Origin of the sequence: Rhizobium cerradonense, from assembly GCF_030182455.1 — a bacterium.
Lineage (GTDB): Bacteria > Pseudomonadota > Alphaproteobacteria > Rhizobiales > Rhizobiaceae > Rhizobium.
Genome location: NZ_JAQJCK010000018.1, coordinates 1 through 25,560, shown reverse-complemented (window position 1 = coordinate 25,560; position 25,560 = coordinate 1). Strand labels below are relative to the sequence as shown.

General features: G+C 57.8%; 28 protein-coding genes. 13 read left to right on the top strand and 15 right to left on the bottom strand.

From position 1 onward, the window contains the following. Positions 1 to 71 precede the first annotated feature (71 nt). From PH547_RS27720 to PH547_RS27710, 3 genes are all read left to right on the top strand, one after another. On the top strand, positions 72 to 1,061 hold the full coding sequence (locus PH547_RS27720) for an ABC transporter substrate-binding protein (protein WP_285169971.1): 990 nt from the start codon (positions 72 to 74) through the stop codon (positions 1,059 to 1,061). A gap of 107 nt (positions 1,062 to 1,168) precedes the next feature. After that, positions 1,169 to 2,233 (top strand): ABC transporter permease subunit, encoded by a 1,065-nt coding sequence (locus PH547_RS27715; protein ID WP_260304021.1) that lies wholly within the window; start codon positions 1,169 to 1,171, stop codon positions 2,231 to 2,233. Continuing rightward, positions 2,226 to 2,972 (top strand): ATP-binding cassette domain-containing protein, encoded by a 747-nt coding sequence (locus PH547_RS27710; protein ID WP_285169970.1) that lies wholly within the window; start codon positions 2,226 to 2,228, stop codon positions 2,970 to 2,972. The genes PH547_RS27715 and PH547_RS27710 overlap by 8 nt, the downstream gene beginning before the upstream one ends. A gap of 110 nt (positions 2,973 to 3,082) precedes the next feature. On the opposite strand, the gene PH547_RS27705 is transcribed toward PH547_RS27710, so the two are convergent. Continuing rightward, on the bottom strand, positions 3,083 to 3,520 hold the full coding sequence (locus PH547_RS27705; protein WP_285169969.1) for a PPC domain-containing DNA-binding protein: 438 nt from the start codon (positions 3,518 to 3,520) through the stop codon (positions 3,083 to 3,085). A gap of 221 nt (positions 3,521 to 3,741) precedes the next feature. Between PH547_RS27705 and PH547_RS27700 the strand changes: the two genes are divergently transcribed. Next, entirely contained in the window at positions 3,742 to 4,599 is an 858-nt protein-coding gene (locus tag PH547_RS27700; RefSeq protein ID WP_285169968.1) for an SDR family oxidoreductase, read from the top strand. Between the two features lie 130 nt (positions 4,600 to 4,729). Next, a complete protein-coding gene (locus tag PH547_RS27695) occupies positions 4,730 to 4,975 on the top strand; it encodes a hypothetical protein (RefSeq protein WP_285169967.1) in 246 nt (81 codons plus the stop codon). Between the two features lie 126 nt (positions 4,976 to 5,101). Here the strand turns inward: PH547_RS27695 and PH547_RS27690 are convergent, their stop codons facing one another. Together PH547_RS27690 and PH547_RS27685 are read right to left on the bottom strand one after the other, a co-directional pair. Continuing rightward, on the bottom strand, positions 5,102 to 5,386 hold the full coding sequence (locus PH547_RS27690) for a DUF1236 domain-containing protein (RefSeq protein ID WP_285169966.1): 285 nt from the start codon (positions 5,384 to 5,386) through the stop codon (positions 5,102 to 5,104). 91 nt (positions 5,387 to 5,477) lie between these two features. Further along, a complete protein-coding gene (locus PH547_RS27685) occupies positions 5,478 to 6,398 on the bottom strand; it encodes a DUF72 domain-containing protein (RefSeq protein ID WP_285169965.1) in 921 nt (306 codons plus the stop codon). Positions 6,399 to 6,580: 182 nt separating this feature from the next. On the opposite strand from PH547_RS27685, the gene PH547_RS27680 reads away from it, so the two are divergent. Next, entirely contained in the window at positions 6,581 to 8,002 is a 1,422-nt protein-coding gene (locus tag PH547_RS27680; RefSeq protein WP_285169964.1) for a phospholipase D-like domain-containing protein, read from the top strand. Here PH547_RS27680 and PH547_RS27675 read toward each other — a convergent pair. Then, a complete protein-coding gene (locus tag PH547_RS27675) occupies positions 7,919 to 8,911 on the bottom strand; it encodes a lysylphosphatidylglycerol synthase domain-containing protein (RefSeq protein ID WP_285169963.1) in 993 nt (330 codons plus the stop codon). The two genes, PH547_RS27680 and PH547_RS27675, sit on opposite strands and share 84 nt — an antisense overlap. A 77-nt stretch (positions 8,912 to 8,988) precedes the next feature. On the opposite strand from PH547_RS27675, the gene PH547_RS27670 reads away from it, so the two are divergent. Further along, positions 8,989 to 9,723 (top strand): endonuclease/exonuclease/phosphatase family protein, encoded by a 735-nt coding sequence (locus tag PH547_RS27670; RefSeq protein WP_285169962.1) that lies wholly within the window; start codon positions 8,989 to 8,991, stop codon positions 9,721 to 9,723. Positions 9,724 to 9,768: 45 nt separating this feature from the next. Here PH547_RS27670 and PH547_RS27665 read toward each other — a convergent pair whose 3' ends face one another. The 5 genes from PH547_RS27665 to PH547_RS27645 all read right to left on the bottom strand — a co-directional run bounded on the left by PH547_RS27665 (position 9,769) and on the right by PH547_RS27645 (position 14,818). Further along, complete coding sequence (locus PH547_RS27665; protein ID WP_285169961.1) at positions 9,769 to 9,978, bottom strand: hypothetical protein; 210 nt, start codon at positions 9,976 to 9,978, stop codon at positions 9,769 to 9,771. 254 nt (positions 9,979 to 10,232) lie between these two features. After that, positions 10,233 to 11,882, bottom strand: a complete 1,650-nt coding sequence (locus tag PH547_RS27660) for a glycoside hydrolase family 13 protein (RefSeq protein WP_285169960.1) — start codon at positions 11,880 to 11,882, stop codon at positions 10,233 to 10,235. Between the two features lie 145 nt (positions 11,883 to 12,027). Further along, complete coding sequence (locus PH547_RS27655) at positions 12,028 to 13,692, bottom strand: alpha-amylase family protein (protein ID WP_483315586.1); 1,665 nt, start codon at positions 13,690 to 13,692, stop codon at positions 12,028 to 12,030. Between the two features lie 189 nt (positions 13,693 to 13,881). Then, positions 13,882 to 14,355: a gamma-glutamylcyclotransferase family protein gene (locus PH547_RS27650; RefSeq protein ID WP_283053859.1), complete on the bottom strand. Its 474-nt coding sequence runs from the start codon at positions 14,353 to 14,355 to the stop codon at positions 13,882 to 13,884. Between the two features lie 37 nt (positions 14,356 to 14,392). Beyond that, positions 14,393 to 14,818 (bottom strand): HD domain-containing protein, encoded by a 426-nt coding sequence (locus tag PH547_RS27645; RefSeq protein WP_285169958.1) that lies wholly within the window; start codon positions 14,816 to 14,818, stop codon positions 14,393 to 14,395. 338 nt (positions 14,819 to 15,156) lie between these two features. Here PH547_RS27645 and PH547_RS27640 point away from each other — a divergent pair, with 338 nt between their 5' ends. The 3 genes from PH547_RS27640 (at position 15,157) to PH547_RS27630 (ending at position 16,198) form a co-directional block, all read left to right on the top strand. Beyond that, positions 15,157 to 15,345 carry a sigma factor gene (locus PH547_RS27640; protein ID WP_285169957.1) on the top strand — a complete coding sequence of 63 codons (189 nt, stop codon included), beginning with the start codon at positions 15,157 to 15,159 and terminating at the stop codon, positions 15,343 to 15,345. 203 nt (positions 15,346 to 15,548) lie between these two features. Next, positions 15,549 to 15,806 (top strand): hypothetical protein, encoded by a 258-nt coding sequence (locus tag PH547_RS27635; protein WP_260304007.1) that lies wholly within the window; start codon positions 15,549 to 15,551, stop codon positions 15,804 to 15,806. After that, positions 15,803 to 16,198 carry a response regulator gene (locus PH547_RS27630; protein ID WP_285169956.1) on the top strand — a complete coding sequence of 132 codons (396 nt, stop codon included), beginning with the start codon at positions 15,803 to 15,805 and terminating at the stop codon, positions 16,196 to 16,198. The genes PH547_RS27635 and PH547_RS27630 overlap by 4 nt, the downstream gene beginning before the upstream one ends. Positions 16,199 to 16,237: 39 nt before the next feature. Here the strand turns inward: PH547_RS27630 and PH547_RS27625 are convergent, their stop codons facing one another. The 3 genes from PH547_RS27625 to PH547_RS27615 form a co-directional block, all read right to left on the bottom strand. Beyond that, positions 16,238 to 16,621, bottom strand: coding sequence for a response regulator (locus PH547_RS27625; protein WP_260304005.1), 384 nt, complete (start codon positions 16,619 to 16,621; stop codon positions 16,238 to 16,240). Between the two features lie 62 nt (positions 16,622 to 16,683). Further along, a complete protein-coding gene (locus PH547_RS27620; RefSeq protein WP_285169955.1) occupies positions 16,684 to 20,280 on the bottom strand; it encodes a CheR family methyltransferase in 3,597 nt (1,198 codons plus the stop codon). A gap of 39 nt (positions 20,281 to 20,319) precedes the next feature. Further along, positions 20,320 to 21,375: a chemotaxis protein CheB gene (locus tag PH547_RS27615; protein WP_285169954.1), complete on the bottom strand. Its 1,056-nt coding sequence runs from the start codon at positions 21,373 to 21,375 to the stop codon at positions 20,320 to 20,322. 476 nt (positions 21,376 to 21,851) lie between these two features. Between PH547_RS27615 and PH547_RS27610 the strand changes: the two genes are divergently transcribed. Together PH547_RS27610 and PH547_RS27605 are read left to right on the top strand one after the other, a co-directional pair. After that, positions 21,852 to 22,349, top strand: a complete 498-nt coding sequence (locus PH547_RS27610) for a sigma-70 family RNA polymerase sigma factor (protein WP_283053865.1) — start codon at positions 21,852 to 21,854, stop codon at positions 22,347 to 22,349. 339 nt (positions 22,350 to 22,688) lie between these two features. Further along, positions 22,689 to 23,339, top strand: a complete 651-nt coding sequence (locus PH547_RS27605; protein WP_285169953.1) for a hypothetical protein — start codon at positions 22,689 to 22,691, stop codon at positions 23,337 to 23,339. 83 nt (positions 23,340 to 23,422) lie between these two features. On the opposite strand, the gene PH547_RS27600 is transcribed toward PH547_RS27605, so the two are convergent. The 3 genes from PH547_RS27600 to PH547_RS27590 all read right to left on the bottom strand — a co-directional run bounded on the left by PH547_RS27600 (position 23,423) and on the right by PH547_RS27590 (position 25,341). Then, the gene (locus PH547_RS27600; RefSeq protein ID WP_285169952.1) at positions 23,423 to 24,100 is read right to left on the bottom strand and encodes a DUF1236 domain-containing protein; all 678 of its coding nucleotides are present in this window, start codon (positions 24,098 to 24,100) and stop codon (positions 23,423 to 23,425) included. A gap of 340 nt (positions 24,101 to 24,440) precedes the next feature. Beyond that, positions 24,441 to 24,839, bottom strand: a complete 399-nt coding sequence (locus tag PH547_RS27595) for a DUF1236 domain-containing protein (RefSeq protein ID WP_283053868.1) — start codon at positions 24,837 to 24,839, stop codon at positions 24,441 to 24,443. Between the two features lie 298 nt (positions 24,840 to 25,137). Beyond that, positions 25,138 to 25,341 carry a hypothetical protein gene (locus tag PH547_RS27590; protein ID WP_285170020.1) on the bottom strand — a complete coding sequence of 68 codons (204 nt, stop codon included), beginning with the start codon at positions 25,339 to 25,341 and terminating at the stop codon, positions 25,138 to 25,140. Positions 25,342 to 25,358: 17 nt separating this feature from the next. On the opposite strand from PH547_RS27590, the gene PH547_RS27585 reads away from it, so the two are divergent. Beyond that, positions 25,359 to 25,560, top strand: a 202-nt coding sequence (locus PH547_RS27585; protein ID WP_285169951.1) for a transposase, incomplete at its 3' end; no start/stop codon positions are given.

The window sequence follows — 25,560 nt, the reverse complement described above, 5'->3', positions numbered from 1 at the left end:
ACGGCCCGCTGTAAGCCGCTGATTATCCATTGCGCCGGACAGGGGAGGTCTGGTTTCAAGAGGAGGAAATTATGGAGCGCCGTTCATTTCTTAAGGCCACCGCTGTGGCAACGCTTGCCACCGGTGTTTCGGCTGTTGCCGGCACCACCAAAGCCGCAGACAAGAAGTTTACGATTGCACTTATTCCAGGCCTGACGACGGATGCCTTCTATATCACCATGCGCAAGGGCGCTGAAGCTGCCGCCAAGGCGGTGGGTGCTCAGCTCATGTTCCAGGGCGCATCCGACTTCAATCCGGTCACACAGGTTCCGGTTCTCGATGCCGTCATTGCCAAGAAACCGGATGCGATCCTGATTGCACCGACCGACAAGGATCAGTTGGTCCAGCCGCTGAAGAAGGCTGTCGATGCGGGTATCCCGGTCATCACCGTCGATACGTTCATCGGTACCGGGGTTTATCAAACGGGCAGTGGCGACGCCGATTTTCCGCTGTCTTACATTGCCTCGGACAACCTGCTCGGTGGGGCCATTGCTGCGCGCGCACTTGCAAAGGCCGTCAGCGAAAAAGGCAAGGTCTACGTTTCAAACGTCAAGCCAGGTATCTCGACGACGGACCAGCGCGAGCAGGGGTTCAAGGACGAGATGAAGAAATATCCAAACATCACTGTTCTGGAAACACAATACAACGACGACGATGCGAATAAGGCAGCGTCGCAGCTTCAGGCCGTCTATGCCCGTAATTCGGATCTTGACGGCGTTTTCGGTGCCAACCTCTTCTCCGCTCTCGGCGCCGCAAACGGCGTGCAGCAGGCGGGCCAGACAGGCAAAATCCGCGTTGTCGCCTTTGATGCACCGACGACAATCGTCGACAATATCAATTCCGGCCTCGTTGATCTCGCGATTGCCCAGCATCCGGCCGAAATTGGCTACTTCGGCGTGATGGCAGCCTATGCGCATCTGACCGGCAACTCGATCCCGACCGCTATCGGTACCGGTTTCACCGTCATCGACAAATCGAATGTCGCCGATAAGAACGTCGCGAAATTTATCTACTCCGATTGATCGGATGAAGTCTGGCGCCTCGCTCAAGGGCGAGGCGCATCTTTGATCATAGTAGAGGGACTGGCGTGACGACTTGCGTGCGTTCTCGCTCAAGTTCGGGTTGATTCATGAGCATCGACAATATCGAGGCCCGCCAGGCGGACCAGCATGTAGCGCCGGAGGCGGACCACGGCGATCAAGCAAAAACCATCGTCAACCGCATCGCCCAGTTGCGCGCATGGCTCTTCCTTGCCGCGCTGATCGTAATTTTCGAGGTCTGGGCGCGTGTCGATTTCGGCGGCACCTTTGTCGGCTCAGCCTTCAACTGGCAGTCGGTCGCCGTTTTTGCCGTGGCGCCGCTGCTGCTTGCCATCGGCCAGACCTTCGTCATCATATCCGGCGGTATCGACCTTTCGACAGGCTTCATCATGGGTCTCGCTGCGGTCGTAGCCGCGCATGTCACCAATATGGTCGGGCTTTACATGCCGCTGCCGATAGCCATGGTGTTCGGAATACTCGTCGCGATGCTCGCGGCCACGGTGCCCGGCTGCATCAACGGCCTTTTGATTTCCCGGCTCAAGGTTCCGCCCTTCATCGGCACGCTCGGCATGTTCGGCGTCGCACGCGGTACCGCATTTCTTCTCGCCGGCGGTACGACCGTGCCGGTTAAAAATTCCTATTTCGCCGAGCTCGGCAACGGCCGTTTCTATGGCGTGCCCTATCTCGTCATCGTCACGCTGATTTTCGTGGTGATCATGCATTACCTGCTGAGCCAGACCCGCTTTGGCCAGCACAATTATGCAATCGGCGCCAATGCGCAGGCAGCAAGGCGGGCCGGCATCGATCTAAAATCCCATCTCCTGCGGCTCTACATGCTTTCGGCGGTCTGCGCCGGTCTCGGCGGCGCTCTCTATGCCGCCCGCTTCACCGCCGGTGCTGCCCAGGCCGGCGAACCGCTGCTGCTCGACAGCGTGGCCGCAGTCGTCATCGGCGGCGCCAGCCTGTTTGGCGGCTCGGGCACGATCATCGGCACCATTGCCGGCGCGCTGGTTATCGCCGTCATTCAGTACGGCTTGGTTTTCATGAATGTCGAGCCGTTCTGGCAGTTCATCGCCGTCGGTATTGTCATCATCATTTCGGTGCTCATCGACCAGGCGCAGCGCCGGTTCAGCGGAGCAAAACAGGATGAATAGCGCAGCGCCTCTTCTCGAAGTCCGAAACCTGTCGCGCTACTTCGGTGCCGTCCAAGCCTTGGACAATTGCTCCATGGTGGTCCACCCCGGCGAGGTTGTGGCGCTCGCGGGAGACAATGGTGCGGGCAAAACGACGATGATCAAGACGATCTCGGGCGTTTATCCGCCGACGGCCGGCGAGATCTTGATTGAAGGAAAGCCCGTCACCTTCTCCTCCCCACAGGATGCGCGGGAAAAGGGCATCGAGACGATCTATCAGGATTTGGCGCTTGCCGACAATCTGACGATCGGCTCCAACATCTTCCTTGGGCGCGAACCGATGAAGAAGCTCTTCGGCTTTCTACCCGTGATCGACCGGAAGGCCATGGCGGAAGCCGCGCGGGCCACGATGGCGCAGCTCGATTTCCATGTGAAACGGCTCGATGCGCCGGTCAGCAACTTCTCCGGCGGCCAGCGCCAGGCGGTCGCGATCGGGCGCGCGGTCTACTGGAACGCTCGCATCCTGATCATGGACGAGCCGACCGCAGCACTTGGCGTACCGGAACAGCGCAAGGTGGTGGCCTTGATCAAATCGCTGAAGGCACAGGGCCGCGGCGTCATTTTCATCTCGCACAATCTACAGGATATTTTCGCCGTCTCCGACCGCATCGTCGTCCTTCGCCGCGGTATCGTTGCCGGAGAGCGCAAGATCAGCGAAACGACCCATGAGGAAGTCGTCAAGCTGATGATTGGCGGTTAACTGATTTTATGGTTTGCCCGCTCTGTGTCTGAATGAACTCGATCCGCTCTATGCACGTCGATGCCCTCTATCCAAGGCGGGCGTCCGCGACGGCGCACAAGGTTGTTGGCTCAGAGTTCGATAAGGGAGATTCCGAGATCTTTGTGATGCCGGCGGTGCAGGTAGGCGGGGGTCTCGATGATGGTCACTTCCAAAGTGGGATGTACGATACCGTCGATGAAGTGACCGCCGCGCGTGGAGCCGTCTTTTAGGCCGAGAACGGCGTGAAGGTGCAGGCTTGCCTTACCGTCGTCGCCGGTTGCGATATCGCCGAGAAGGCTAAGGACTTCGCATTGCTCCTCGACCGGAATCTTGCGGTAGCTTCGGCCGGAGAAATCAAACCAGCCGACGGTCGCCTTTTCGAAGGCGCCGATGGCGGTGACCGAGGCGGCGGTCATTTCATAGGTGGTGGCGAAGTTGCTGAGGGTGGAGAAGGCTTCTTCCTTCGCATCGAGCACGACAATATAGGTGCGCTGACCGTCCGTTTCGTTGATCTGTTTGAAATTCATGGCAATGACCTCACTATCCCTGTGCGGGTTGTCCGGTGAAGGCGGAGATGCCTCCGTCGACTGGAATATTGGTGCCAGTTCAGAACTGCAGCGGGGCGGGAAGGTTCCTTGAAAATGGTGGCGTCATCTTCATCAGCTTCTTGTTGATTTTGCTCTTTTCGGGAACCAAGCGCGAGGCACGTGGTTGAGAATGGGAGCCCACCGATACCAAGGAGGAAGCCATGGCCACCCATCCCACGCCCCCGTTCCCATCGCAACAGCAGCCGATGCCTGGCCATACCGCGGCCATGCGGCCGGTACCGGATCATGGCGAAAAGTCTTACCGAGGATCGGGCCGGCTTACCGGAAAGAAGGCGATCATCACCGGCGGCGATAGCGGCATTGGCCGTGCCGTTGCAATCGCCTTTGCCCGTGAAGGTGCCGATGTTCTCATTGCCTATCTGGATGAAGACGACGACGCCGAGGAGACCCGGCGCTGGGTGGAAGACGCGGGACACAAGGCCATTCTCGTTCCCGGCGACATCCAGGATCCGCAGCATTGCCGGGCAATCGTGGACAAGGCAGTCGCGCAGCTCGGCGGGATCGATATTCTCGTCAACAATGCTGCTCACCAGGCGAGCTTTCACGACATCGGTGATATCAGCGACCAGGAATGGGAACTGACCTTCAAGGTCAATATTCACGCCATGTTTTATCTGACCAAGGCCGCCGTCCCGCATATGAAACCGGGAAGTGCCATCATCAATACCGCCTCGATCAATTCGGACAGCCCCAATCCCACCTTGCTTGCCTATGCCACAACCAAGGGCGCCATCCAGAATTTTACCGCGGGTCTCGCGCAATTGCTTGCTGAGAAGGGAATTCGCGCCAATGCCGTGGCGCCCGGCCCGATCTGGACGCCGCTCATTCCATCGACCATGCCCAAGGAGGCGGTCGAGAATTTCGGGAAGCAGGTGCCAATGAAGCGACCCGGCCAGCCCGCCGAGCTTGCTACGACCTACGTCATGCTAGCCGATCCACTGTCGAGCTACGTCTCAGGGACTACGGTCGCCGTGACGGGAGGCAAGCCGATCCTGTAGGAGCGGGTCTCGATCATATTGCAAGGATGCCCCTCTGCCGGCCTTGATCGCGGCGCCCGCATCCTCGCGATTGAGGGTGTGGGGGATTTCCTCTCGCCACTGAACAAACTGGACCATTCAGGAGACTGTTATGACCAAGACCTTTGATCTCTCAGAGCTTTCCGAAGAGGAACTGACCGCCCTGATCGAAGAAGCAACGACCTTGCGAGACATCAGGCGGGAGAGCCGCGATCGTGAACTTGCGACAGGCGCCGACGGATCGAGGGGACAGGATGTAAAGGACCCCGACCACGGCGCGATCACCACGCCCACGCCGCGTGACGTCAAGGAAGAAGGTCCGGCTCACGGGGCGCCAGGTAAAGTCTCTGGCGCTTGACCGACCGAGGCAGGAATTGACTCGAAACAAAAAATACGCGCACCGCTGAGGATGCGCGTAACGTTGGTCGCCCGTCCACGATAGAACCACAAAGGAAGGGCTGGCATATTCTGGCTTCGTGCCTCGCTATTTCACGACTTCGATAATCTTATGAGTCTTTTGGCTTACGATCACACGCTTCTTATTGACGACCGTATAGGCGTAGTCGCTGTTGCTAGGAATGGTGTGTACTTCCACCGAACTTGGCAATTCGCTGCCGACTACGATGTCGCCCTCATAAGCTACCGATGGAACGTCTTGTTCCGTCACATACGTCCTGACCTCTCCGGGAACAACCACCGTCGTGCTCTGAGCAAATGCTGTTCCAGATGCGAAGAGTGCCGCACTCACGGCAACGAGAATCCTTTTCATCATAACCTCCGTTGGTCCAATGGACTTCCTAACTGCCGCCGGGGGTGAAGGTTCCTCAGCAACTGCGTCGGCAGTTGCAACCGCCTTAAAATCAGGCCACAGCCAATTTTGAGCGTCTTTTGGCAGTGGCGGGATTTGCCAATCCTAGCCGTGCGGCAAGCGCCCGTGCGTCCGCGGGGGCTCGTACTTTCACGTCGTTATCGAAATAAACATAGACGTCACGGCCACTGCGCGCCGGCTTCAGCGGCTTGAGCACGCGGTTGGCATTTGCCGGCTCGCGACCATGGGCCCAGTCGTCGACCCTCTCCGCCCAGATATCCATTGCCTTATCGTCATAGCCACTGACGTAAAGCTCTTCGGAGCCATGGAGACGGCAGTAGATGAAGTCGGCCGTTACATCCATCAGCAGCGGCCACTCAACCGTGTCGGCGCAAACGAGCCCGATTTCATGCTCGCGAAGCAGGTCGATGAAATCCGCGTCGACGAAGCTCTCGTGGCGGATTTCGAATGCGTGGCGGATAGGTCTTTCGCCATCGGCCTTCAGCCAGTCCCGACCGTTCAGCCGTTCGTCGTGCCGCGTGGCAAGCCTCGCTGCAGCGGCTGTGTCTTTCGGCAGCATTCTCATGAAAGCGGAAAAGAGATCGGGATCGAAACGCTGTCGCGCTGGAAACTGCCAGAGGATTGGTCCGAGCTTTGCTCCCAGGCGTAGCACCCCGGAGGCGATGAAATTGGCGAGCGGGGTTTCGACATCGCGAAGCCGGCGCAGATGGGTGATGTAACGGGAGCCTTTTACCGCAAAGACGAAATCGTCGGGCGTCTCATCGCGCCACCTGGCAAAGACGTCGGGGCGCTGCAGGCCGTAGAAGGTACCGTTGATTTCAATGGAAGGGAATTGCCGCGAGGCATAGGCCAACTCGCGCTTCTGCGCCACATCCCCCGGATAGAAGACGCCGCGCCAAGGGGCGTAGGTCCAGCCCGAGATACCGATGCGGATCGTGCCTGTCTTTGCCATTCCATAGGAACTGCGCGGCTGGCGACTTGTTCCTCCCGCTTTCGCGGAGCCACGCAACATCAAGCGTTCGTCGGCGGAACATTGGGAAAATTCAGGCGTTTGCGTCTCGTAAGAGGCAAGCGACAAGGACCTGTCGGGGCACGATCGGCTGTCGGAAACAGAGAGGTGTAAATGGTTCTGCCATGTCGCTGAAAGCCGAAGATATGCGATTGGAAGGTATTGCGGCAAGGACGGCCTTCCTCATCAATGGTAGCGCCTATTTCTCGCGATTGGCCCACATTTTGCGCCGTGCGCGGAGACGGGTCTGGATCGTCGGATGGGACTTCAACCCCGATATCCGCCTGCAGCCTGAGAACTCCAAGGAGACGCTCGGTGATCTTCTGCATGCCTTAGTGGATGCCAATCCCGATCTTGAGGTTCGAATTTTGATCTGGGCCTTGGGACCGCTTTATTCCGAAAAATCCTTGAAGGTCCTGCGCAAGATAAATTTTCCAAAGAACTCTCGCATCGACCTGCGCTTTGCCATGCAGCCCGCCATTCGCGGATGTCACCATCAGAAACTTGTCTGCATCGACGATTCCGTGGCCTTCATCGGTGGAATCGATCTGACGTCGCGGCGTTGGGACACCTGGGTCCACAGGGTTCGTGATAAGCTGAAGCGCGATCCGGACGGCGTGTTTTACGAACCGCTTCACGACCTGCAAACCATGGTGACGGGGGATGCGGCCAGGCTCATCGCCTCCGTGGCGAGGCGACGATGGATGGATGCTACCGGAGAGGAGTGCAGGGTCTTGACGGCGCAGACTGCCATCGACTGGCCAGACGATCTCAGCGCATCGCTTGAAAATGTGCCGGTGAAGCTTGCGATAACGGAACCGGTGACCTTCTTCAAGCGCGGTCTGCGTCAGGGAATTGCCGTGACAAAGAACGTGATCGCCAAGGCGAGACGTCAGCTTTACATCGAGACGCAATACCTTGCGTCGTTCAATGTCGCGGAAGCCATTGCCGCTCGCCTGCGGGAAGAGGACGGGCCGGAGGTCGTCATCATCTGTACGCGCAAATCCCATGGCTTGATCGAGAACTTCATAATGGGAAAGAACCGCGACAGAATAGTCCGACGTCTTATGGATGCGGATCGTCACGGTCGGCTGCGCATCTTCTATCCGGTGGTCCCTGATGGCGAAAAGCAGGTCGAACTGCTCGTTCACTCGAAACTGCTGATCGCCGACGACAATCTGCTCCGCATTGGTTCCTCCAATCTCAACCATCGGTCCGAGGGACTCGACACCGAATGCGATATTCTCTTCCAAGCACATAAGCCCACTCACCGTTTGGCGATCGATGAGTTGCGCAATATGCTGGTGGCGGAGTACCTCGGCTGCGCCGCCGGCGCCGTTCGAAATGCCTTTCAACGGAGCGGATCGCTAATCCACGCAATCGCTGAGCTGAATGTCGGAGCCCGATGCCTCAAGCCGTTGGCAACGACCTGCCAAAAGACAGGGCCGATTGCGGGGACCGCGCTATTCGATCCTGCCCGTCCGCTGGGGCGCCTGGGTCCTCGTCGTCTTGTCGGCCACCTTCGCCGGATCCTTCGTTCGAGCTGAGCGATGCCGAAACACCAGTTCGCTGGCAATCAGAAGGGTCGTTCCCAGGATGAGGGGGATGAGGAAGTAGATGCAGCGAAAGGCGATCAAGGCGCCGATGGAGGCCGCATTCGGCACGATATAGGAGACGGTTGTCTCGATCACGCCCAAGCCGCCAGGAACATGGGTCGCCATGACAGCCGTATTGGCTAGCACGTAGGCGGTGATTGATCGGAACAATGCAACATCCGCAAAGGCCGAAAGCAACTGATGCAGGCACGCCGAGACGCAGACGAAATCCAAAGTACCGATGACGATTTGCAGCAAGGCTATGTGGGGCCGCGGCAGCTCGAATGACCAGCGCCATAAAGTCAATCTTTGCCGCAGGATCATGGTAAGCGACGCATAGAGAGCCGGAACGGCAAGAAGGATGACACCTGCCGTTCGGATGTCCCTGGTATTCGACCTCAGCAGGCCCGCGGCATCCGCAGGGTCGACCAGCAACGCGATTCCGCCGAGCGTGGTCATCCCCAGGCCGACCGTGACGCCGCAGAAAAGCACTATCTTTGTGACTTCCTCGATGCTTAGGCCCCAGCGTGAATAAAAGCGATATCGGAAGGCGCCGCTGCTGAGGCCGGCAAAGCCAATATTGTGGCCTATCGAGAGGCTGACGAAGGAGGCAAGCGCAATTTTGCGATAAGGCAAAGACTTGCGGAGGGACAAGATGGCAAGCAGATCGAAACCGGTGAGACAAAGGTAGGAGGCCGCCGCGCAGAGAAGCGCCAAGCAAAGATGTCGGAGCGGGATGCTCAGCAGCGAGTTCCTGATGTCATCCAAGCTGTAGTGATGGAGGATGCGATACAGGAGCCAGAATGCAAGGCATGTCGCTGCGATGAGCAGACCATTCCAAATCAGGCTTTTCAAGGTCATCGGCTATCCTTCTGCATCGGCTGGGAATACCGCCCCGATGAAGCGGAACGATTGGGCGAGTTCGGTGTTCCCCGGCCATGTCCCGCGGAAGAACGATCAGAATTCTGACCTATAACGTGCACAGTTGCATTGGCACGGATCGCAAGATCGACCCCGGCCGGATCGCCGCTGTGATCGCGGCGGCGCAAGCGGATATCGTAGCGCTGCAGGAGATCGATGTGCGTCGCCACAGAACCGGCGGCGTCGATCAGGCGAGCATGATCGCCTCCTTGCTGAAGATGGAAGCGCATTTCAATCCGGCCCAGACGATAGCCGAGGAGCAATATGGAGACGCGCTCATAACGAGCCTGCCGACAAAGGCGATCAAGGCCGGGCCGCTGCCTTCGTTGGGCGAGCCGCGTGGGGCAGTTTCCGTCGAAGTCATGGTGGGAAACAGGCAGTTGCACCTCGTCAACACCCATCTCGGCCTTCGGGGACGCGATCGCGTCCAGCAAATGACGACGCTTCTCGGGCCGGCATGGCTGCCGGGTAGCGGCAAGGATCTTGCGTCGACCATTCTCTGCGGGGATTTCAACGCCGTTCCCGCCTCCGCAGCCTACCGGCTCGCCGTCCGCACATTGAAGGACGCCCAGCTTTCCGGCAATCAGCCGGCGAGACCGACCTTTCCCTCGCGCTATCCGCTGATGCGGCTGGATCATATTTTCGTCAGCGCCGATCTTGCTGTCCTTGGGACGAGCGTGCCGCGAAATCGTCTGACGAGCCTGGCTTCCGACCATCTTCCACTGATTGCCGAAATCGGCATTGGCGATTGACGCGACCGGTCCGTATCAATCTTTCGATCTACTGGTGCTGACGCGCTATCGCCAGGCGCTTTCGTTCTTCTTCTCGTAATCGCTGAAGGCCTTTCTTAGTCCCCCAAGCACTTCTGCAGCGGTTTCGAACATCGCCTTGAGTTGCGGCTCATCGACCTTTTCGATGTCCTCGCGCAAATGATTCATCGTTTCTTTCAGCCGCGCCTGCATCTTCTGTGTGTGGTGGCGCGGGTCGCCGTTTGCCTTCGTGACCATGACCAATCTCCTTCGTGAAATGGCATGCGTTTGCTCGCCCCGCTTCGCTTGCACTCAGGAATTCAAACTCGCGAATATTGATGTCGGTTCCCGTAGAAATGCACGGCGACGCGCCGGCATGTGTCACGTGCTGGAGCATTATCGAGAAGGCGAGGTTTGGTGCAGCGTCCGCTCCGGCGTCGGTAGCGCGGCATCGCCGAAGAGCCCGTAAACATCGCTCAGGCCGAAGCCTCGGCCACATTTTCCTTGGGCATCTAGATCGTATGAAGGATGGCCAAAGTCTCGTATGGCTTGAGTTCGACCGTCCCTTGCAAACGACTTACGGGCTGATAGTTGGCAATAAGGCATCGACCTTCCACCTGCAATTCGTCGGGCAGAGGCAGTGTTACGGTCTCCACCGAGAAATTTGCGAGCACGATCACACATTGGTCCTCGAATGTCCTTGTATAGGCGAAAACCTGCGGGTGTTGATCGAAATGGGATTGATAGGTGCCGTAGACGATGACCGGATGCATGGCACGCAGCGCAATCAGCCGCCGGTAGTAGTTCCAGATCGAGCGGTCGTCACCCATGCTCTGTGCCGCGTTGATGCGGCTGAAATTGGGATTTGTCTGTATCCACGGAACGCCCGTGGTGAAGCCGCCATGCGGCGCCGTGCTCCATTGCATGGGGGTACGGGCATTGTCGCGCGCATTCCGATTGGCGACAGCGATGAATTCCTCCGACGAAAGCCCTGCCTCGACATGCAGGCGATGCATATTCAGCGTTTCGATATCTCTGTACTGATCGATGGAGGTGAAGGTTGCGTTGGTCATGCCGATTTCTTCGCCCTGATAGACGAAGGGCGTGCCTTTCAGGAGATGCAGGACGGTTGCCAGCATCGTCGCGGATTCCCGATGGTAACCCTTAGCGTCGCCATAAGTCGAAACAGCCCGCGGCAGATCGTGGTTGCCCCAGAAAAGAGAATTCCATCCATCATCCGAGAGCGCATATTGCCATTTGCTGAGCACCGCCTTCAGGCCGACGAGGTCAAACGGCTGTGGCCGCCATTTGCCATAGACCTTATCCCACTGTTGGAGGACATGCTCGAACTGGAAGACCATGGACAATTCCCCGCGCTGCGCGCCGGAATATAAGAGAGCCGAGCCCGGGGTGGCGCTCCAGGCTTCGCCGACGGTGACGACATCGCGGTCCTTCAGTGTTTCTCGATGCATCTCCTGAATGTAGTCGTGAAGACATGGGCCGTCGGCGGTGATCGCGCGATCGACATCCTTGGCGATGCGGTCGATGACATCCATGCGGAAGCCGGCGATGCCGCGGTCCAGCCACCAATTCATCATCTTGTAGATTTCGTGGCGAACGCTCGGATTGTGCCAGTTGAGATCCGGCTGCCGGTGGGAGAATTGGTGGAAATAATATTGGCCCGTCGCGGCCTCGAACGTCCAGGCCGGCCCTCCGAATACGGAGAGAAGGTCGTTCGGGAGGCTGCCATCCTCGTTGGGGGAGCGCCAGATATAGAAGTCGCGATATGGGCTGTCCTTGGACGCGCGGGCGTCGAGGAACCAGGGGTGCTCATCGGACGTGTGATTGACGACAAGATCGAGAATAATGCCGATCCCGCGTTTGCTCGCTTCCACAAGCAGCTCATCGAAATCCGCAAGCGTTCCGAACTCCGGCGCGATATCCTGATAGTCCGAGATGTCGTAGCCGTTGTCGTCCATGGGCGATTTGTAGATCGGCGAGAGCCAGATCAAACCAATGCCGAGGGAGAGGAGATAATCGAGCCTGGAGGTTATGCCCGGAATGTCGCCGATGCCGTCTCCGTTGCTGTCGAAGAAGCTGCGTGGATAGATCTGATAGGCCGTCTTGGCATGCCACCATCTGGTGGCTGGTTTGGCGGTCATGGGAGCCTCTCCGGATTGTCGCGGCAAGCCGCGTCCTTTCTCTGGCGTTATCCTGGCGCCTTCGGCGGTATAGGTTAGGCACAACCGCCGCCGCGCGCATAGGTTCCGTACCGAGCTTGCCATTTCTCGTTTTCAAGGGAGCTGTCTATGAGGCGGCCGGTAGATTGCTCCGAAACCAACGGTAACCGTAGGCATCGAGCTCGATCGTGGTGCCCTTGCGCTTTTTCTCGGGATACACCCTGTTGCCGAACAACCCGATAAGCTGTTCCATCTCGTCCTTATCGAGATCCAACTTCACGGAGCAGTTTCGCGGTGCAAGATTGTGAGCGATCAGGACCGTGCCTTGCTCCCAGGCGAACCTCTGGGCGAATACCGCTGGGTTATGCGTTTCGATAGAGCGCCATTCGCCCCAGCCGACCTCGGGGCAAGACTGTCGTGTGTCGACAAGCCGCCGTACCCAGTTGAGTAACGAGTCCGGATCGCGCTGCTGAGCCTCGGCGTTGATCTTGTCGGCTCCATGATCGCCAGTCATGATGACCGGGTGGATTAGATATTCTTCCGCACAGGTGGAGAAGCCGGCATTTTCGTCATCGGACCATTGCATGCAGGTGCGCACCGGCCAGCGCTCCGGCAGGCAAAGCACGTCCCCCAGCCCGAGTTCGTCGCCATAGTAAATGACGGGTATGCCCGGAAGGCTGAAAATCAGGCTGAATGCCATTTCGATCCTCCGGCGCTCGTTGCCAAGCATCGGCGCAAGGCGGCGGCGAATGCCGCGGGCATAAAGGCGCATATCGGCGTCGGGAGCAAAGACCGTGTAGACCTCATTCCGCTCCTTCTCCGTCAGGCGGCCGAGATCGAGCTCATCGTGATTGCGCAGGAACTGCACCCATTGGCAAAGCTGAGGCAATTTCGGAAGCCGGGCGAGACCCCGCGCAAGGGGGGCGGCGGAATTGGTGGCGAGCGCCAGAAACAGATACTGGTTTGCAAGAAAGGCAAATAGCATGTGAAGGCGGGAACCGCCGCCGAAGAACTGCGGCATCTCTTTTGGAGGCACGTTTGCTTCGGCGATTAGGACGGCGTCGCCGCGCCGCCAGGATAGAAAGTCGCGCAACTCGCCGAAAAACTCATAGTGCCGCGACGAGGGGCGGTTGGGGCTGATTTCCTCGACCAGGAATGGTGCTGCATCTATCCGGAATCCTGATACGCCGAGCTCGAGCCAAAAGCCGACGATCTTGAAAATCTCTTCCCGGACCGCCGGGTTGCTGATGTTGAGGTCCGGCTGATGCGGATAGAAGCGATGATAGTACCAGGCCGTCGCCAGCGGATCAAAGGTCCATACGCTTGATTGGTGGCCGGGAAAGGCCATGCCGTGATTGACGTTTGCTGGCTTGGATCTCGACCAGTTGTAGTAGTCGCGGAAGGGCGAGCGAGGATCGGTCCGCGCCTGTTGAAACCAGGGATGCTGCTCGGACGTATGATTGATCGGCAGATCGATGATAAGTTTCAGGCCGCGCAACCGCGCCTGATGGCTGAACTCCACGAAATCGCCAAGCGTTCCGAGCTCCGGAGCGATGTTATAATAGTCGGTAACATCGTAGCCATAGTCCATTCCCGGGCTGGGATAAAATGGCAGCAACCACAGGCAGGTGACGCCGAGCCGTGCGATATAGTCGAGCTGATCGGTCAGGCCCTTGAAGTCGCCAATTCCGTCACCGTCACTGTCCTTGAAGGTGCCGACGTTGAGGCTGTAGATGACAGAATTCTTGTACCAGAGATCAATCACGTTCGGGCGTCCGACATTGGGCAACATGCCGCTGAGCGGGCACCCGATGCCAGCTCTCTTTGACCACGCTCGTGGTCCCGGGATTGCTGGTCGCGCTATGCGCCATTCGACCGCCGGCATATGCTGAGGTCGTTGATGTAAACCGTATCGAATGGCAAATGTTCCGGGGAGCTTACGGAAGAGCGATCGTTTGGTCCGTGTCGGAACAGAAAGGCTTCATCGGAGCCCGGCATCTTTGGAATATGTCCTGCGGCTCTGGTCCGGCGCTCTTTCGACGCGTTGTTCCGGTGGGATGAAACGGCGATCGTCATATGTGGAAAGATAGTCCGAATGCATGGGCTTTGCTAAGCTTCGCGACTTGAAATAGGCGAATGCAATGCAGGGATCGCCGCCGGCTACCCGTTCCAGTTCGATCAATCCGCGGAAATGTCCCGGCTTACCGATCGATTCCAACAGATCGAGATGTCGCAGAGTCCGATCGTCGACTTCATAGAGCTCGCCTTTCACGGTCGTGCCGTTTCCTGGCTCGTCGAACATCATGGGTGCAAACCAGCGACCGGCGATCAGCATGGGATAGGGCTTGCGGGTTTTGAAGAGACCGCGGTAGTGCGCTCGCGCTAGTCCCCGCTCATGCAAGGCAAAACCCCTTTTCAGCGTCCCGAATACAAATAGACGAATAGTCGCCGACATCGTCGTCCTTTCAGAAATCGGTCAGAGTATTCCACCTTCAGCGATCATCTTGTTCCCGCATGATATCGAGGCCACGCCGATACTTGCCGGTGTCACCGCCAATCCGCTGCTGCTGCCAAAGATTGTCTTCGAGATCTGCCTTCTTGACCGGCCTTGCCATGGCATTTGCGATCGCGCGGCGGACAAAGGCATCGTCATCCTCGCCAACGCGTTTGGTGAGGGCATCGACGGCTGCGAGCACTGAACGAGAAAAGCCTTGCTGACGGAGACGTTCGATGGTCCAGCCGGGCCCTTTTTCCACGACATCATGCAGATATGCCACAATTTTCTGATCCTCACCCGAAACCGCCGATGCTACGCGACGGCAATGCTCGACATAGGGATTGCCGAGTTTATCGGTCTGGTCCGCATGCGCTTCGGTCGCAATTTCCATGGCACGGTTTTGCGGGTCGATTGATGACATCTGAGCCCTCGTCGGCGACCTCAAAATTGAGCATTGCCGGTTCGTATCTGGAATAATCAAGCCCAACGGTGGAGACGGCCGGAAGTTCCCGCCGCGGCCAGTGGCGTCGCTCGGTTGTTGGAAGGTTTGCGGTGGCCGCGACGTCGCGGAGGATGCAGGATCTCCAGATTTCTTGGGGCAATCAGGAACAAGCCGAGGATCATACCCGTTAAAAAATATCGGACAGGCGCGGATGCCTCCGAATGGAAATGGACGGAACAATCGTGAGTTAGTGAAAAGAGAATATCGTGACTGATATTTCCCGACACCACCGATTGCAGGCTGAAATGGAGGAACTTATGCCGACATTTCGATCATTGGCGGAAGCGTTCTGCAGGAACCCGGCCGATGCGGACGATCTGGTGCAGGAGACCGTGGCGAGGGCCGTTGCAAGCCTCGATCAGTTCACCGACGAGATGTCACTCGAATCTTGGATGTTTGCGAATATGCACGACATCTATCGGCGAAAGTTCGACATTTCCCTGTAAGATCCAGGAGGAAATAGAAGCCGTTTGCAGGAAGGAGATCCCACAAACTTCGGAGGATTGAGTAAACTCCGTCCTCGAACCTGACGGAATGGCGTATCCAGCGTTCCTACAATGGAAGTGGCTGGATTTGAGGCATAACTGAGTTCATGATGTGCAGGAATCTCCTTGAGGAGGCGACCGTGCACAGACGCGAGGAACTTGCAATGGCTGTAGGCCATGTTCGCGACGGTGAAAAACGCGTTCTGAAGCAAGAGGCGCTCATCGGCCGGTTGGAGGCCGGCGGTCACCCGAGTGCGCAGGCTGTAGAATTGTTGAACACCTTCAACGTCACCCTGGATCTGATGAGAGGCCACCTGCATATCATTGAAGATGAAATCGACGCGGAACGTCTTGAAAAGCTGGCGCGTCGAGCCTGGGCCAAGGCCATCGTTAATCGATCTAGGACGTCCAGAATCTCATGAGTAAAGAACCGGCAGAGCAACCAATCGTTTTGGTCGTGGAGGATGAATATCTGCTCGCCTTCGACCTTGCGGCTTCACTCGGCGATCGCGATCTTGCTGTTCTTGGGCCTGCGCCGACAATCGCTCAGGCTTTGTCTCTTATCGCTGCGACCGATGAGATCGATTGCGCCATCCTCGATGTCAGCATCAGAGGTGAAATGGTCTTTCCCGTAGCCGAGGCGCTCTCGAAGCGAGGAATACCGTTCGTATTTACGACCGGCTATGAAAAATCCGTTTTTGGCGAACAGTTCACGGACATCGAGGTCTATTCGAAGCCGCTCGATATCGAACGCCTTACGACGGAAATCTCCACTTTGGCGCATGATCACTGCGTCAAGCGCGGGCATGCGTAAAGCGGTCTGGTTCTCGGGAAATGCCTGGCAAGACGTTCGTCACGTATCCTGCTGCCGAGGGCCAAAAAGGCCTCGTGCAATATGCTCGATTTCGATCGGCTTCTCGCAAAGAACAAAACCGGTGAAACGGGCGGGAATGATCGACGGATCATAACCGGTCGCAAAGACATAAGGGATCTTCAGTTCATCCAGTCTCTCCGCCACGGGAAACACCATTTCACCGTCGAGGTGGACGTCGAGGATCGCCGCATCGACATCTTCATCCTGGATCAGTTCGAGAGCCTGGTCGACCCTTGCCGTTGGCCCGATGACGATAGCCCCGAGCTTTAGCAACTGGCGGCGCGCCTCGTTTGCAAGAAGATACTCATCTTCCACGATCAAAATCCGTCGGCCGGAAAAGAGGTGGCTGTAGCGCTGGCTCATCTCGTCAGACCGAACAAACGGTGGGGAAGTTTCGCGAGTGTGGCCTCTGCAGCGCATTACTCTCAATGACTTGGCTCATGCAGTTTGATCTTTTCGGAAAGAGGAAGTTCGATGGTACAGATCAATCCTTCCGGCGTGAACTCCATTCGTCCGCTACCACCGAACTGATACGGCACGACATTTTCGATCAGTTCGGACCCAAATCCGCGCCGGGCCGGCCTCTTCGGCAATCCAGTCAGCCCTGTCTCTTGCCAGACCAGCTTCAGAGAGGGCTTCTTGCCGTCACCGTGATTATGGAAGGAGATGTGCAATTCTCCGCCGTCTTGCGACAATGCGCCGTATTTAACGGCATTGCTTGTCAATTCATGGATCGCGAGACTCATGTTCTCCGCCGCTTTGCCGAACAAAGCCGCATTTGGGCCGGTTATCGTCACCGGATTTTCATCTTTACCGGTCTGCGCGGATATTTCGCTTTTGATCAGGTCTTTCAGGTCCATGGCGGCATCGGGCGCGCTCGTCAGCAAGGTCTGCGTTCTGGCCATTGCGTTGATGCGGCCTTCCAGATGACGGGCGTAGTCTGCGACCGTGTCGCTCGTTTCCGCGGTATGGGCGGCAATCGAGCGGACGATCGCAAGCGTATTGCGGACCCGGTGCTGAAGCTCGTGCAGCAAGATTTGCTGATGCTCCTGAAGAAGCTGCATTTCGTGCACATCGGTCGCTGTTCCAAACCATTCGACCACCTTGCCGGCATCGTTCTTCACCGGTCGGGCACGAAGATGCACGGTCCTGTATTCGTTCGTTTCGGCATTGAAGAGGCGATGCTCCAATTCGAGCAGTCCGGTTTTTTCGGCATCCTTCCAGGCTTCCAGGACCTTCTTGCGATCATCGGGATGTATGGGATCAAGCCAGCCTCTGCCCAGCGATGCAATCTCGGTCTGGCCGGTATAAGCCGTCCATTGCGGGCTGCTCCAGGTCCAATTGCCCTCCGCCGCCGCGCGCCAGACAAGCTGCGGAATGCCTTCGACAACAGAGCGCAGAAGCGCTTCGCGATCCCGCAGGCGCTCCTCTGCTCGGACGAGCGCGGTTACGTCCATGAAGGTCAAAACGGCGCCCTCAATGACGTTGTCGACGCTGCGATAGGGGAGCACGCGGATCAGATACTGCGAGCCGGTCTGCGGGTTTTTCGTCTCCCGTTCCATGCTGCTCAGCGTCCGGATAACGCGCCGCGCATCCTGCTCGAGATCGTCATAGGCAATTCTGGCGGCGATATGATGGATCGGCCTGCCTAGATCGGTATCGATCAGGTGGAATATGTCGGTGATTGCGGGCGTGAAACTCTTGATGCGCAGATCATTGTCCAAAAAGACGGCGGCAATCTGCGTGCTGTCGAGCAGATTTCTAAGATCGGAATTCGCCCGTGCCAGCTCTTCCACGCGATGAGCCAGTTCGCCGTTGACCGTCTGGAGCTCTTCGTTGAGCGACTGAAGCTCCTCCTTGGAGGTCTCCAATTCCTCGTTTGACGATTGAAGTTCTTCGTTGACGGACTGGTACTCCTCGTTCGAGGCCTTCAACTCTTCATTGGTGCTTTCCAGCTCTTCGACTGTTGCCTGTAGCCGATCGCGCGCCTGGCGAAGCTCGTCCTCCAGGCGTCGGACATGCTCCTCCTGACCGGCGGAGGGAATGACCGTGCCAGCGTCATCCTCGCCAACCACCTGACCATCCTGGAGGATCACCATGAAACGACGCGGCTGTCCCGGCGCTGGGTCGATCGGTTCGATCGACATGGTCACCAGCAAGGCGCTGCCGTTCTGCCCCACCTTCAAGCCACTAACCTTGACGGTTGCCTTGTCGGTCTCAGCCTTATGGAGCGCTGCGCGCAGATCTATGCGCAGATCACGATGGATCAGGTTGAAGACATTCAGGCTGGCATGGCCCGATGGCGGATCGATGAACTTGCCGGTGCGCCCGGAAAAATGCAGCACGTCATGGTTTTCGTCGACAATCATGTAAGCGGGCGCATATCGCTCCATGATCCGCTCGGCCTGTTTCGTGAGCACGGACACGTTGTTGACGGACGGACGTATTCCGGACGGCATGCCGGGCGGCGCGTTGCGTTCGGTGGTAGCCGACAATGGAAAATCCGGCAGCAGACGCGTCATGGTTTCGATTTGCCGGAATATCCGGAAGCGGCGATCCACGGGCGTAAAAAGCTTCCCATGGCGGCTGACATTCTCGGAATTGCCAAGGAAAAGATAACCACCCGGCCTGAGGGCGAAATGGAAGAGCGGAATGACCCTGTTCTGAAGTTCTGCGCCCAGATAAATCAGAAGGTTGCGGCACGACACCATGTCGAGCCTTGAGAAGGGCGCGTCCTTGATGAGATTGTGCTGCGAAAACAAGCACATTTCCCGCAGTTCCTTGACCACGGAATAGGTTTCGCCCTCTTTGACGAACCAGCGCGCCAACCGCTCGGGTGTAACATCCTTGATCGCGGAGGCGGCGTATCGCCCGACACGCGCCTGCGCCAGCGCGCGATTGTCGATATCGGTCGCGAAGATCTGGATATGCGGCACGATGTCGAGTCGTGCCATCTGTTCGCGCAAAAGGATGGCGATCGAATAGGCTTCTTCACCCGTGGCGCAGCCAAGCACCCAGACACGGATGTGATCGCTCGCGCCCTTGCCTTCGAAAAGCTTGGGAATGACCTCCCGTTCGAGGTGTTCGAACTCCTTGGTATCCCGGAAGAAATGCGTCACGCCGATCAGCAGGTCGTTGAACAGGTTATTTGCCTCGTCGGCGTCGGAACGCAGATATTCGAGGTAATTTTCGATGGTATCGGTCTGCGTTACCTGGATGCGGCGCTGCACCCTTCTCAGGAAGGTATTGGGCTTGTAGCCATGAAAATCGTGCCCCGTCCTGTTGCGAAGCACGGCGGCGATCCGCGTCAATTGCGGGCCGACTTGGACGACCAATTCGTCGAAATCCTGCGCCAGCGTCTGGCGTTGGAGGCTGCGGATCTGAGCCTTGATGCGGGTCGCCAGCTCCTCGGCAGGCAAAACCAGATCCGCCACCGCAGCCGCGCTCTTGGGCTGCGATGACGGATGGGAAATATCGACGGATTCCTGGCTGATTTCGGCAAGCGCCAACCCGCCTTGCTCCTTGACGGCAATGATGCCGAGGGTTCCGTCGGTCCCGCAGCCGCCCATGACGAGCCCGATGGCCCGCTTTTGCTCCTGCTCGGCCAGGGAGACCAGGAAGCTGTCCATGGTCCCGCGTTCACCCGATGTGTCGGACGCATGATGGGTCAGCAGCCGATCATTTTTCAAGGTGGCGGTCACGCCGGTCGGAACGATATAGATGCGCTCGGATTCTATCGTTTCCCCGTTTGAGGCTAGCCGCACGGTGCGGCCGCTCACCGCCGCCAAACGGGCCTGGAATGCTTCCTGATCGAAAGCGTCGCGATATTGCATCACGATGACAAAGGCGGCGCCTGGAGAAGAGTGCATCTGCTCGAAGAAGATTTCGAGACTGCCGGTCTCCGCCGCGGAAGCTCCGATCCCCACGATGATCGGCGACCGCGAGGCAGCACCTTCGTTGATCTCAACTCCAGCATCGGTCAAAAGCTCGTCGCTTTTTTTTACCCGAGATTTCTTTGTCACGTCTGGCGTTCCATGGTGTTGGGCCGCCGAGACGGCCCATTACGATTTCGGCTTCCTTCCGGCACGCATTTCCAGGTCAACGACCTCCGACCCGCTCTCGTGAGGAGCCTTGTCTTCCATGCCCTGAAGAATGGCGGTGCGCAAGATATCTACGTGCTTTCGGTATTCGCTGGCCCGCTCTTCATGCATTTCCGCCATACCCGGGCGATTTGCCTTTGTGGCTTCCTTGGCCATGCGACCGACTAGGGCAGCACGTTCCTCGACGATTCGAAGCGCCACGCGCATGGCAACGTCGACTGAATCGCGCTGTTCGGCAATCAATGCCTTGGCGGTATAGGCGTGCCCGATCTGGCAACGAAACCGCAGGGGTTGCGAATCCCGCACTTCCGATAAGACACCGCCGCATTCCGGGCATGTCAAGGGGGAAGCGTCAGCTAGTTGCTTGATTTTAGACGTGTCCGAGCGGCCGCCTGCCGCAATCTCCACTTCAATCCTGACGCCTGCCGGCAATGGCCGCGCTGGTCCCGGCGGCTCCGCCGAGAAGTGAATGATCGCCTGTGCCAATTCTTCCGATGTGGCGTTGAGATCGACGGGAGTGGCTTCCAATGCCGAAATCGGCATTTCAGGCGTCGCCGCATCCTCCGGCGCTTGAACCAGGGCGACGCCTCCGGCCTGCTTGATCGTCGCCAGGCCGGATGCGCCGTCGTTCATCTTGCCGCTGAGAAGCACTCCGATCGTTCTTGGACCACAGGAAAGAGCGGCTGATCGGAAGAGGGAGTCGATCGAGGGACGCGCGAGATTTTCGCGAGGCCCGTTTCCCAGGGTCAGCCTGTCCTTTATCACCAGCAGATGGTAATCGGAGGGAGCAAGGTAGACTTGGCCGGGTAGAATGGCCTCGCCATCTTCAGCATTCTTCACAGGCAAATTGCTGGAAGCGGAAGTGACTGACCTTAATATTCCGGCGCTGTTTGGGGGAATGTGAACAATGATGATCACTGCTGCCCTGAGATTGTGGGGCAGGGCGGCTAATATGGTTCTCAGAGGATCGGACGATCCCGCCGATCCGCCGATAACGATGATGTCGCGATTGGCCATCACACCTCACATGAAAGAGGAACCAGCGGGGGCAGAGTTTGTTCCATTGGTCGCACGGGAACCTTAGGCCGGGCCGTAAGTTCGGAAGCTGGATCGCGTGGATTTTGTCCCTTCCTGCTAGGCCCTGTCGCCACCTGCGCGGTCCACCCTCCTCTGACACTGTGACAAGCCCGTATTCACATCGCTATTCATGACCTCTGTCTCACAACCTGCATGAGACGATGTCGAAGAATTTTAAGAGTCTGCACGGAACCAAGCGCGAGACGGAGTCGTTTTTTAGGGGATGTGAAGAGTGCTTGAGAAAGTCTGTCTGAAGGGCTTCAGGCTTCATCACGGCAACTCGTTCAATACAGATCATCGGAAAGATCCAGCCGGCATCCGCACGGAGGCCGGGCCGGTACTCGTGACGTTTGCATTACGGGGCGACGCAAACATCGCATCAATTTCGCCGATGACGCGGCTATCAGGAGAGCGTTGTGCACGATACGTCCCGATCCACCGATTTAGAGACTGAAATCGTAAATCTCATTCCGGCTCTTCGCGCCTTCGCCAGAACCTTCCATAGGAACTCGGCCGATGCCGACGACCTGGTTCAGGAAACCTTGACAAAGGCACTCGCCAATCTTGGCCAGTTTGACCCCGGTACACGGCTGAAATCCTGGCTGTTCACCATCATGCGCAACACATTCTGCACGAAGTTCCGCATAGCCAAGCGCGAGTCGCCCGGCAGCAAGAAATGCGTCTCCGGCTTCGGCGTGGAAGCGCCGCCGCAGGAATGGACGATCCGCGCCAAGGAACTGGAGCGAGCCTGCAAGCGGCTGCCAGAGCCTTATCGGGCGGTGCTGGAATATGTGGTCATCGAGGGCCGCTCTTACGACGATGCGGCGGAAAAATTCGGCTGTGCGATCGGCACGGTAAAGAGCCGGATCAACCGGGCTCGCCAGCAGCTCGCCGCTCAGCTCGACGAGGACTGACATCCGAAACCGTTGCTGCTTTCCCAGGACGCAGAAAATAACGAAGCGCCAGTTGGCAGAGGTGCGGCACATGTGCATCGCAGCGAAAAACTTCGGCCCGAGGGGTTTACAAGCAATCCCTTGAATGGGACTCTGGTCATCGAGAGTTGCTTGAGGCGCGCGAAGTATTTGTCTCGCGTGACGGCGGTGCGAAGGCCAAAAAACAGGCAGCGCACTGTAGGGTCGGCTCTAACCAACCAAATCAATCCAAGGCTGAACGTGCGTTTTCGCATGGTGTTCGGCTGTCGATGCAGCGTTTCAGCGCGCTGGCATTGATACAAATGCAATTGGGCTTTTGTAATGAGATTCGTTTTAACGGGTATTTTTCTTAGTGTCCTCGTAAGTGCTGCGCCGCTCTCGCATAAGGCCTATGCCGGCGATCTGGTGATCTGGACGCCGGTTAAGGTTGCTCCGCGGACCTACCATACGACAATTGGCTTTCGGCTGCCCATGGCTTGGGAAATGAGCGCGGGTGCCGATCTTGGTCTCGCAGGCGCGGCCGGTGGAAAGATCCTGAATGGTTCCGAACTCGCCACGCTATGGGGACGAGCGGTAGACGATCGCAGCAATTTTGCCAGCAATTCGCGGCGCGAGGTCGCCGTGCGGGTGGATACGCTGAGGGGAAGCGGAATGTTGTATCTTGGCCGCTCGCGAAACTGGATCGTCTCACAAGATCTCGACATGCAGATGCTGCGATCGTTGAACGTGACTACGGCGCAGACCGCGCCAACCTCTGTCACCGCCTCGCAGGCGGTAAAGATGATCTTTCCCTCAACCGGAACGTCGATCTCGGCGAGGGGAGAGCTGACGGACGTCAAGGGTACCTTCTCAAGTACGTTTGCCTTGAACCAGGCGATCGCGCCCAATCTCAATCTTACGGCGTCACTCACCGATCCGCTGCTGCTGACGCCGGCGGGCAATGTGCGGGTCGATTATCGCATCAAGTGGTAACAGGTGCAGTTCATGAGACATGGCGAAAGAGTCATCGCTCTTGCCTGTGGCTTGTTCGATGACTCTCGATGCTGTTGGCCGTATCAGGCCTCCAAGACATAGACGATCGTAAACGAATTGGGATCGACGATTACGATACGACCATCGGCAAGAACGAAGAACCGATACGACTTGTATTGCGGTATGATCTTGACGATTCTCGGCGGAAGTGGCTCGAGCCTAATCGAGTGTGGAATGCTGACGCCTACGGAGACGGTCTTGATTTCCGACTCGCGCACCGGCGTGGTGTGAACTTCCTTGATCACCTGCCGCACCTGCGTTTGCTGCTCAACGGTGATGTTGGTATTCGTGGTTGAGCTCTTGGCGGTGTTTTCCTGGGTCATGTTCGTCTGACTGCCAGTCTTCGCCGTACCGCTGGTGTCAGTGGCGGACTTGGACTGATCCGTGTCCATCTGCGTCTTGCTTGATGTTGTCGATTGCTGGGTATCGGTGCCCGATCCGGATTTTTGGGTCGTCTCGGCCTTCGGGGGTTTGACTGTTGACTGAGTGTCGGACGATCCGGATTCCCCAGAGCTCTGCTTGGTCATGGATTTTGTGTCGGGCGTTTTTTGCTTCTGCGTCTCACCCGATCCGCTCTTGGTGCCGGTTTTCGGTAGGATAGTCGTATCCTGTGAATCTTGAGCGGTCGCAACGGATTGAGCCACCGGGGAGAGGCTAAGGGCGGCGGACGCCAAGAGAATGTAGAACAGATTGCGAGTCATCTTGAACTCCTTCTGGTGCGCTGATGCCAATCAACGGCAAAAGCACTGTTGCTTCATGATGAGCCGGCCATGATGGTGGACATCGCCTCGGACGCGATACGTCGATCCCGAGTGATAGCCCTCGTTGTAATAGCCGGAGCTATCGTTGGTCGTGATCGCAACCGACCGGGCGTGGGTCGGAACTGCTTGTCAAAGCGCCCAATCCGAGCGCATATGCGATAAGGAGTGTCTTCATTCGTTCTCCATTCAGGGCACACGCCGGCCGCGGCGCCAAAGGCGCCGTGGTTCTGCGTCTTACTGTGAGGGATGATGGAGAGCCGTCAGGCTCTCCTCTGGTCGATCAGTGGAGCACTTGGATCACTTTCCGTGAGGATGGCTCGACGATCACACGCTCGTGGTTGACCACCGCATAGGCGTATTTCGGATTTTCCGGAATCGTTCTGATTCTGATGGTTCTCGGCAGCGGTTGGCCGATCACGACCTTCTCCCTAACGACAACTGTGTCCTCGGGCATCGGCTGCTCTTGCACATAGGTAACAACCTTCTGTGGCGGCGGATCGATAGCGGTGCCGACGATAGCGCCTGCAACACCACCGACTGCGGCACCTACTGGACCACCTACGATGGCACCCGTGACTGCCCCGCCTGCCGCGCCGTTGACGGTCGACTGCTGTGCGAAGGCGTACCCGCTCGCCAATGCAAGGGAGAGGGCTGCTATACTAAATACTTTGGTTTTCATCAGATTCTCCTTTGTCTTTCCTACTTGTCCGCGGGTAACGGAGCTTTCGGTAAAACCATTGAGAACCTCGTCTGTTCCTGTTTTGAGGCTTCAGTCGGGGCGTGGTCAGACCTTGGTCCCTGGGGGTACGGACTAAGGTCTCAAAACGCTCAACATCTGCTATCGTGACTTGTATGCGGCAGGCGAGCTTTCCTGGAAGCAGTCGGTCACCTGATCCTGGAGATCAGCAAAGCGCTCTGTCGTCGCAGCTCTTCCGCCGCGAATAGGGATCTGACGTTCGCCGCCGCATTGCCGGCGGTCAGTGGACGCTCGGGATCTTTGTGGCCGCGGCGAAATCCTCGGCCGCCAATTCGCTGATTGCGATCAACACCTCCTCACGCGAGAAGCCGGAGCCGATCGTTCGTTCGATCAGGTCCTGCAAGTGATCGTGTCCCATGGAGTGGTGTAGCTGGATTTCATAGCCATCGGTGATTTCCGGTAGGGTCGGGTTGCTTAGAGCCAACCTGAGGGACACCACCGATGACCGACGACATGATGAACCTGCGCTCACTCGTTGAGAAGAGCGCTGATGCCGATTTGCTGCGGGAGATGATCGGCTTTGCTGCCGAGAAGCTGATGGCGCTGGAGGTCGGCACGAAGACCGGCGCGGCCTATGGCGAGAAGAATGGCTTCCGGCTGGCCCAGCGTAACGGCTATCGCGACCGGGATTGGGAGACACGGG

What these genes read in the sequence shown, in the direction of transcription:
- PH547_RS27675 (WP_285169963.1), bottom strand. Translation starts at nt 8,911, where the DNA reads ATGACCTTGAAAAGCCTGATTTGGAATGGTCTGCTCATCGCAGCGACA.
- PH547_RS27635 (WP_260304007.1), top strand. Translation starts at nt 15,549, where the DNA reads ATGGCTGTAGGCCATGTTCGCGACGGTGAAAAACGCGTTCTGAAGCAA.
- PH547_RS27685 (WP_285169965.1), bottom strand. Translation starts at nt 6,398, where the DNA reads ATGGCAAAGACAGGCACGATCCGCATCGGTATCTCGGGCTGGACCTAC.
- PH547_RS27600 (WP_285169952.1), bottom strand. Translation starts at nt 24,100, where the DNA reads ATGACTCGCAATCTGTTCTACATTCTCTTGGCGTCCGCCGCCCTTAGC.
- PH547_RS27605 (WP_285169953.1), top strand. Translation starts at nt 22,689, where the DNA reads ATGAGATTCGTTTTAACGGGTATTTTTCTTAGTGTCCTCGTAAGTGCT.
- PH547_RS27690 (WP_285169966.1), bottom strand. Translation starts at nt 5,386, where the DNA reads ATGAAAAGGATTCTCGTTGCCGTGAGTGCGGCACTCTTCGCATCTGGA.
- PH547_RS27650 (WP_283053859.1), bottom strand. Translation starts at nt 14,355, where the DNA reads ATGTCGGCGACTATTCGTCTATTTGTATTCGGGACGCTGAAAAGGGGT.
- PH547_RS27630 (WP_285169956.1), top strand. Translation starts at nt 15,803, where the DNA reads ATGAGTAAAGAACCGGCAGAGCAACCAATCGTTTTGGTCGTGGAGGAT.
- PH547_RS27720 (WP_285169971.1), top strand. Translation starts at nt 72, where the DNA reads ATGGAGCGCCGTTCATTTCTTAAGGCCACCGCTGTGGCAACGCTTGCC.
- PH547_RS27695 (WP_285169967.1), top strand. Translation starts at nt 4,730, where the DNA reads ATGACCAAGACCTTTGATCTCTCAGAGCTTTCCGAAGAGGAACTGACC.
- PH547_RS27680 (WP_285169964.1), top strand. Translation starts at nt 6,581, where the DNA reads ATGTCGCTGAAAGCCGAAGATATGCGATTGGAAGGTATTGCGGCAAGG.
- PH547_RS27655 (WP_483315586.1), bottom strand. Translation starts at nt 13,692, where the DNA reads ATGTTGCCCAATGTCGGACGCCCGAACGTGATTGATCTCTGGTACAAG.
- PH547_RS27665 (WP_285169961.1), bottom strand. Translation starts at nt 9,978, where the DNA reads ATGGTCACGAAGGCAAACGGCGACCCGCGCCACCACACACAGAAGATG.
- PH547_RS27640 (WP_285169957.1), top strand. Translation starts at nt 15,157, where the DNA reads ATGCCGACATTTCGATCATTGGCGGAAGCGTTCTGCAGGAACCCGGCC.
- PH547_RS27595 (WP_283053868.1), bottom strand. Translation starts at nt 24,839, where the DNA reads ATGAAAACCAAAGTATTTAGTATAGCAGCCCTCTCCCTTGCATTGGCG.
- PH547_RS27670 (WP_285169962.1), top strand. Translation starts at nt 8,989, where the DNA reads ATGTCCCGCGGAAGAACGATCAGAATTCTGACCTATAACGTGCACAGT.
- PH547_RS27710 (WP_285169970.1), top strand. Translation starts at nt 2,226, where the DNA reads ATGAATAGCGCAGCGCCTCTTCTCGAAGTCCGAAACCTGTCGCGCTAC.
- PH547_RS27625 (WP_260304005.1), bottom strand. Translation starts at nt 16,621, where the DNA reads ATGAGCCAGCGCTACAGCCACCTCTTTTCCGGCCGACGGATTTTGATC.
- PH547_RS27660 (WP_285169960.1), bottom strand. Translation starts at nt 11,882, where the DNA reads ATGACCGCCAAACCAGCCACCAGATGGTGGCATGCCAAGACGGCCTAT.
- PH547_RS27615 (WP_285169954.1), bottom strand. Translation starts at nt 21,375, where the DNA reads ATGGCCAATCGCGACATCATCGTTATCGGCGGATCGGCGGGATCGTCC.
- PH547_RS27700 (WP_285169968.1), top strand. Translation starts at nt 3,742, where the DNA reads ATGGCCACCCATCCCACGCCCCCGTTCCCATCGCAACAGCAGCCGATG.
- PH547_RS27645 (WP_285169958.1), bottom strand. Translation starts at nt 14,818, where the DNA reads ATGTCATCAATCGACCCGCAAAACCGTGCCATGGAAATTGCGACCGAA.
- PH547_RS27715 (WP_260304021.1), top strand. Translation starts at nt 1,169, where the DNA reads ATGAGCATCGACAATATCGAGGCCCGCCAGGCGGACCAGCATGTAGCG.
- PH547_RS27705 (WP_285169969.1), bottom strand. Translation starts at nt 3,520, where the DNA reads ATGAATTTCAAACAGATCAACGAAACGGACGGTCAGCGCACCTATATT.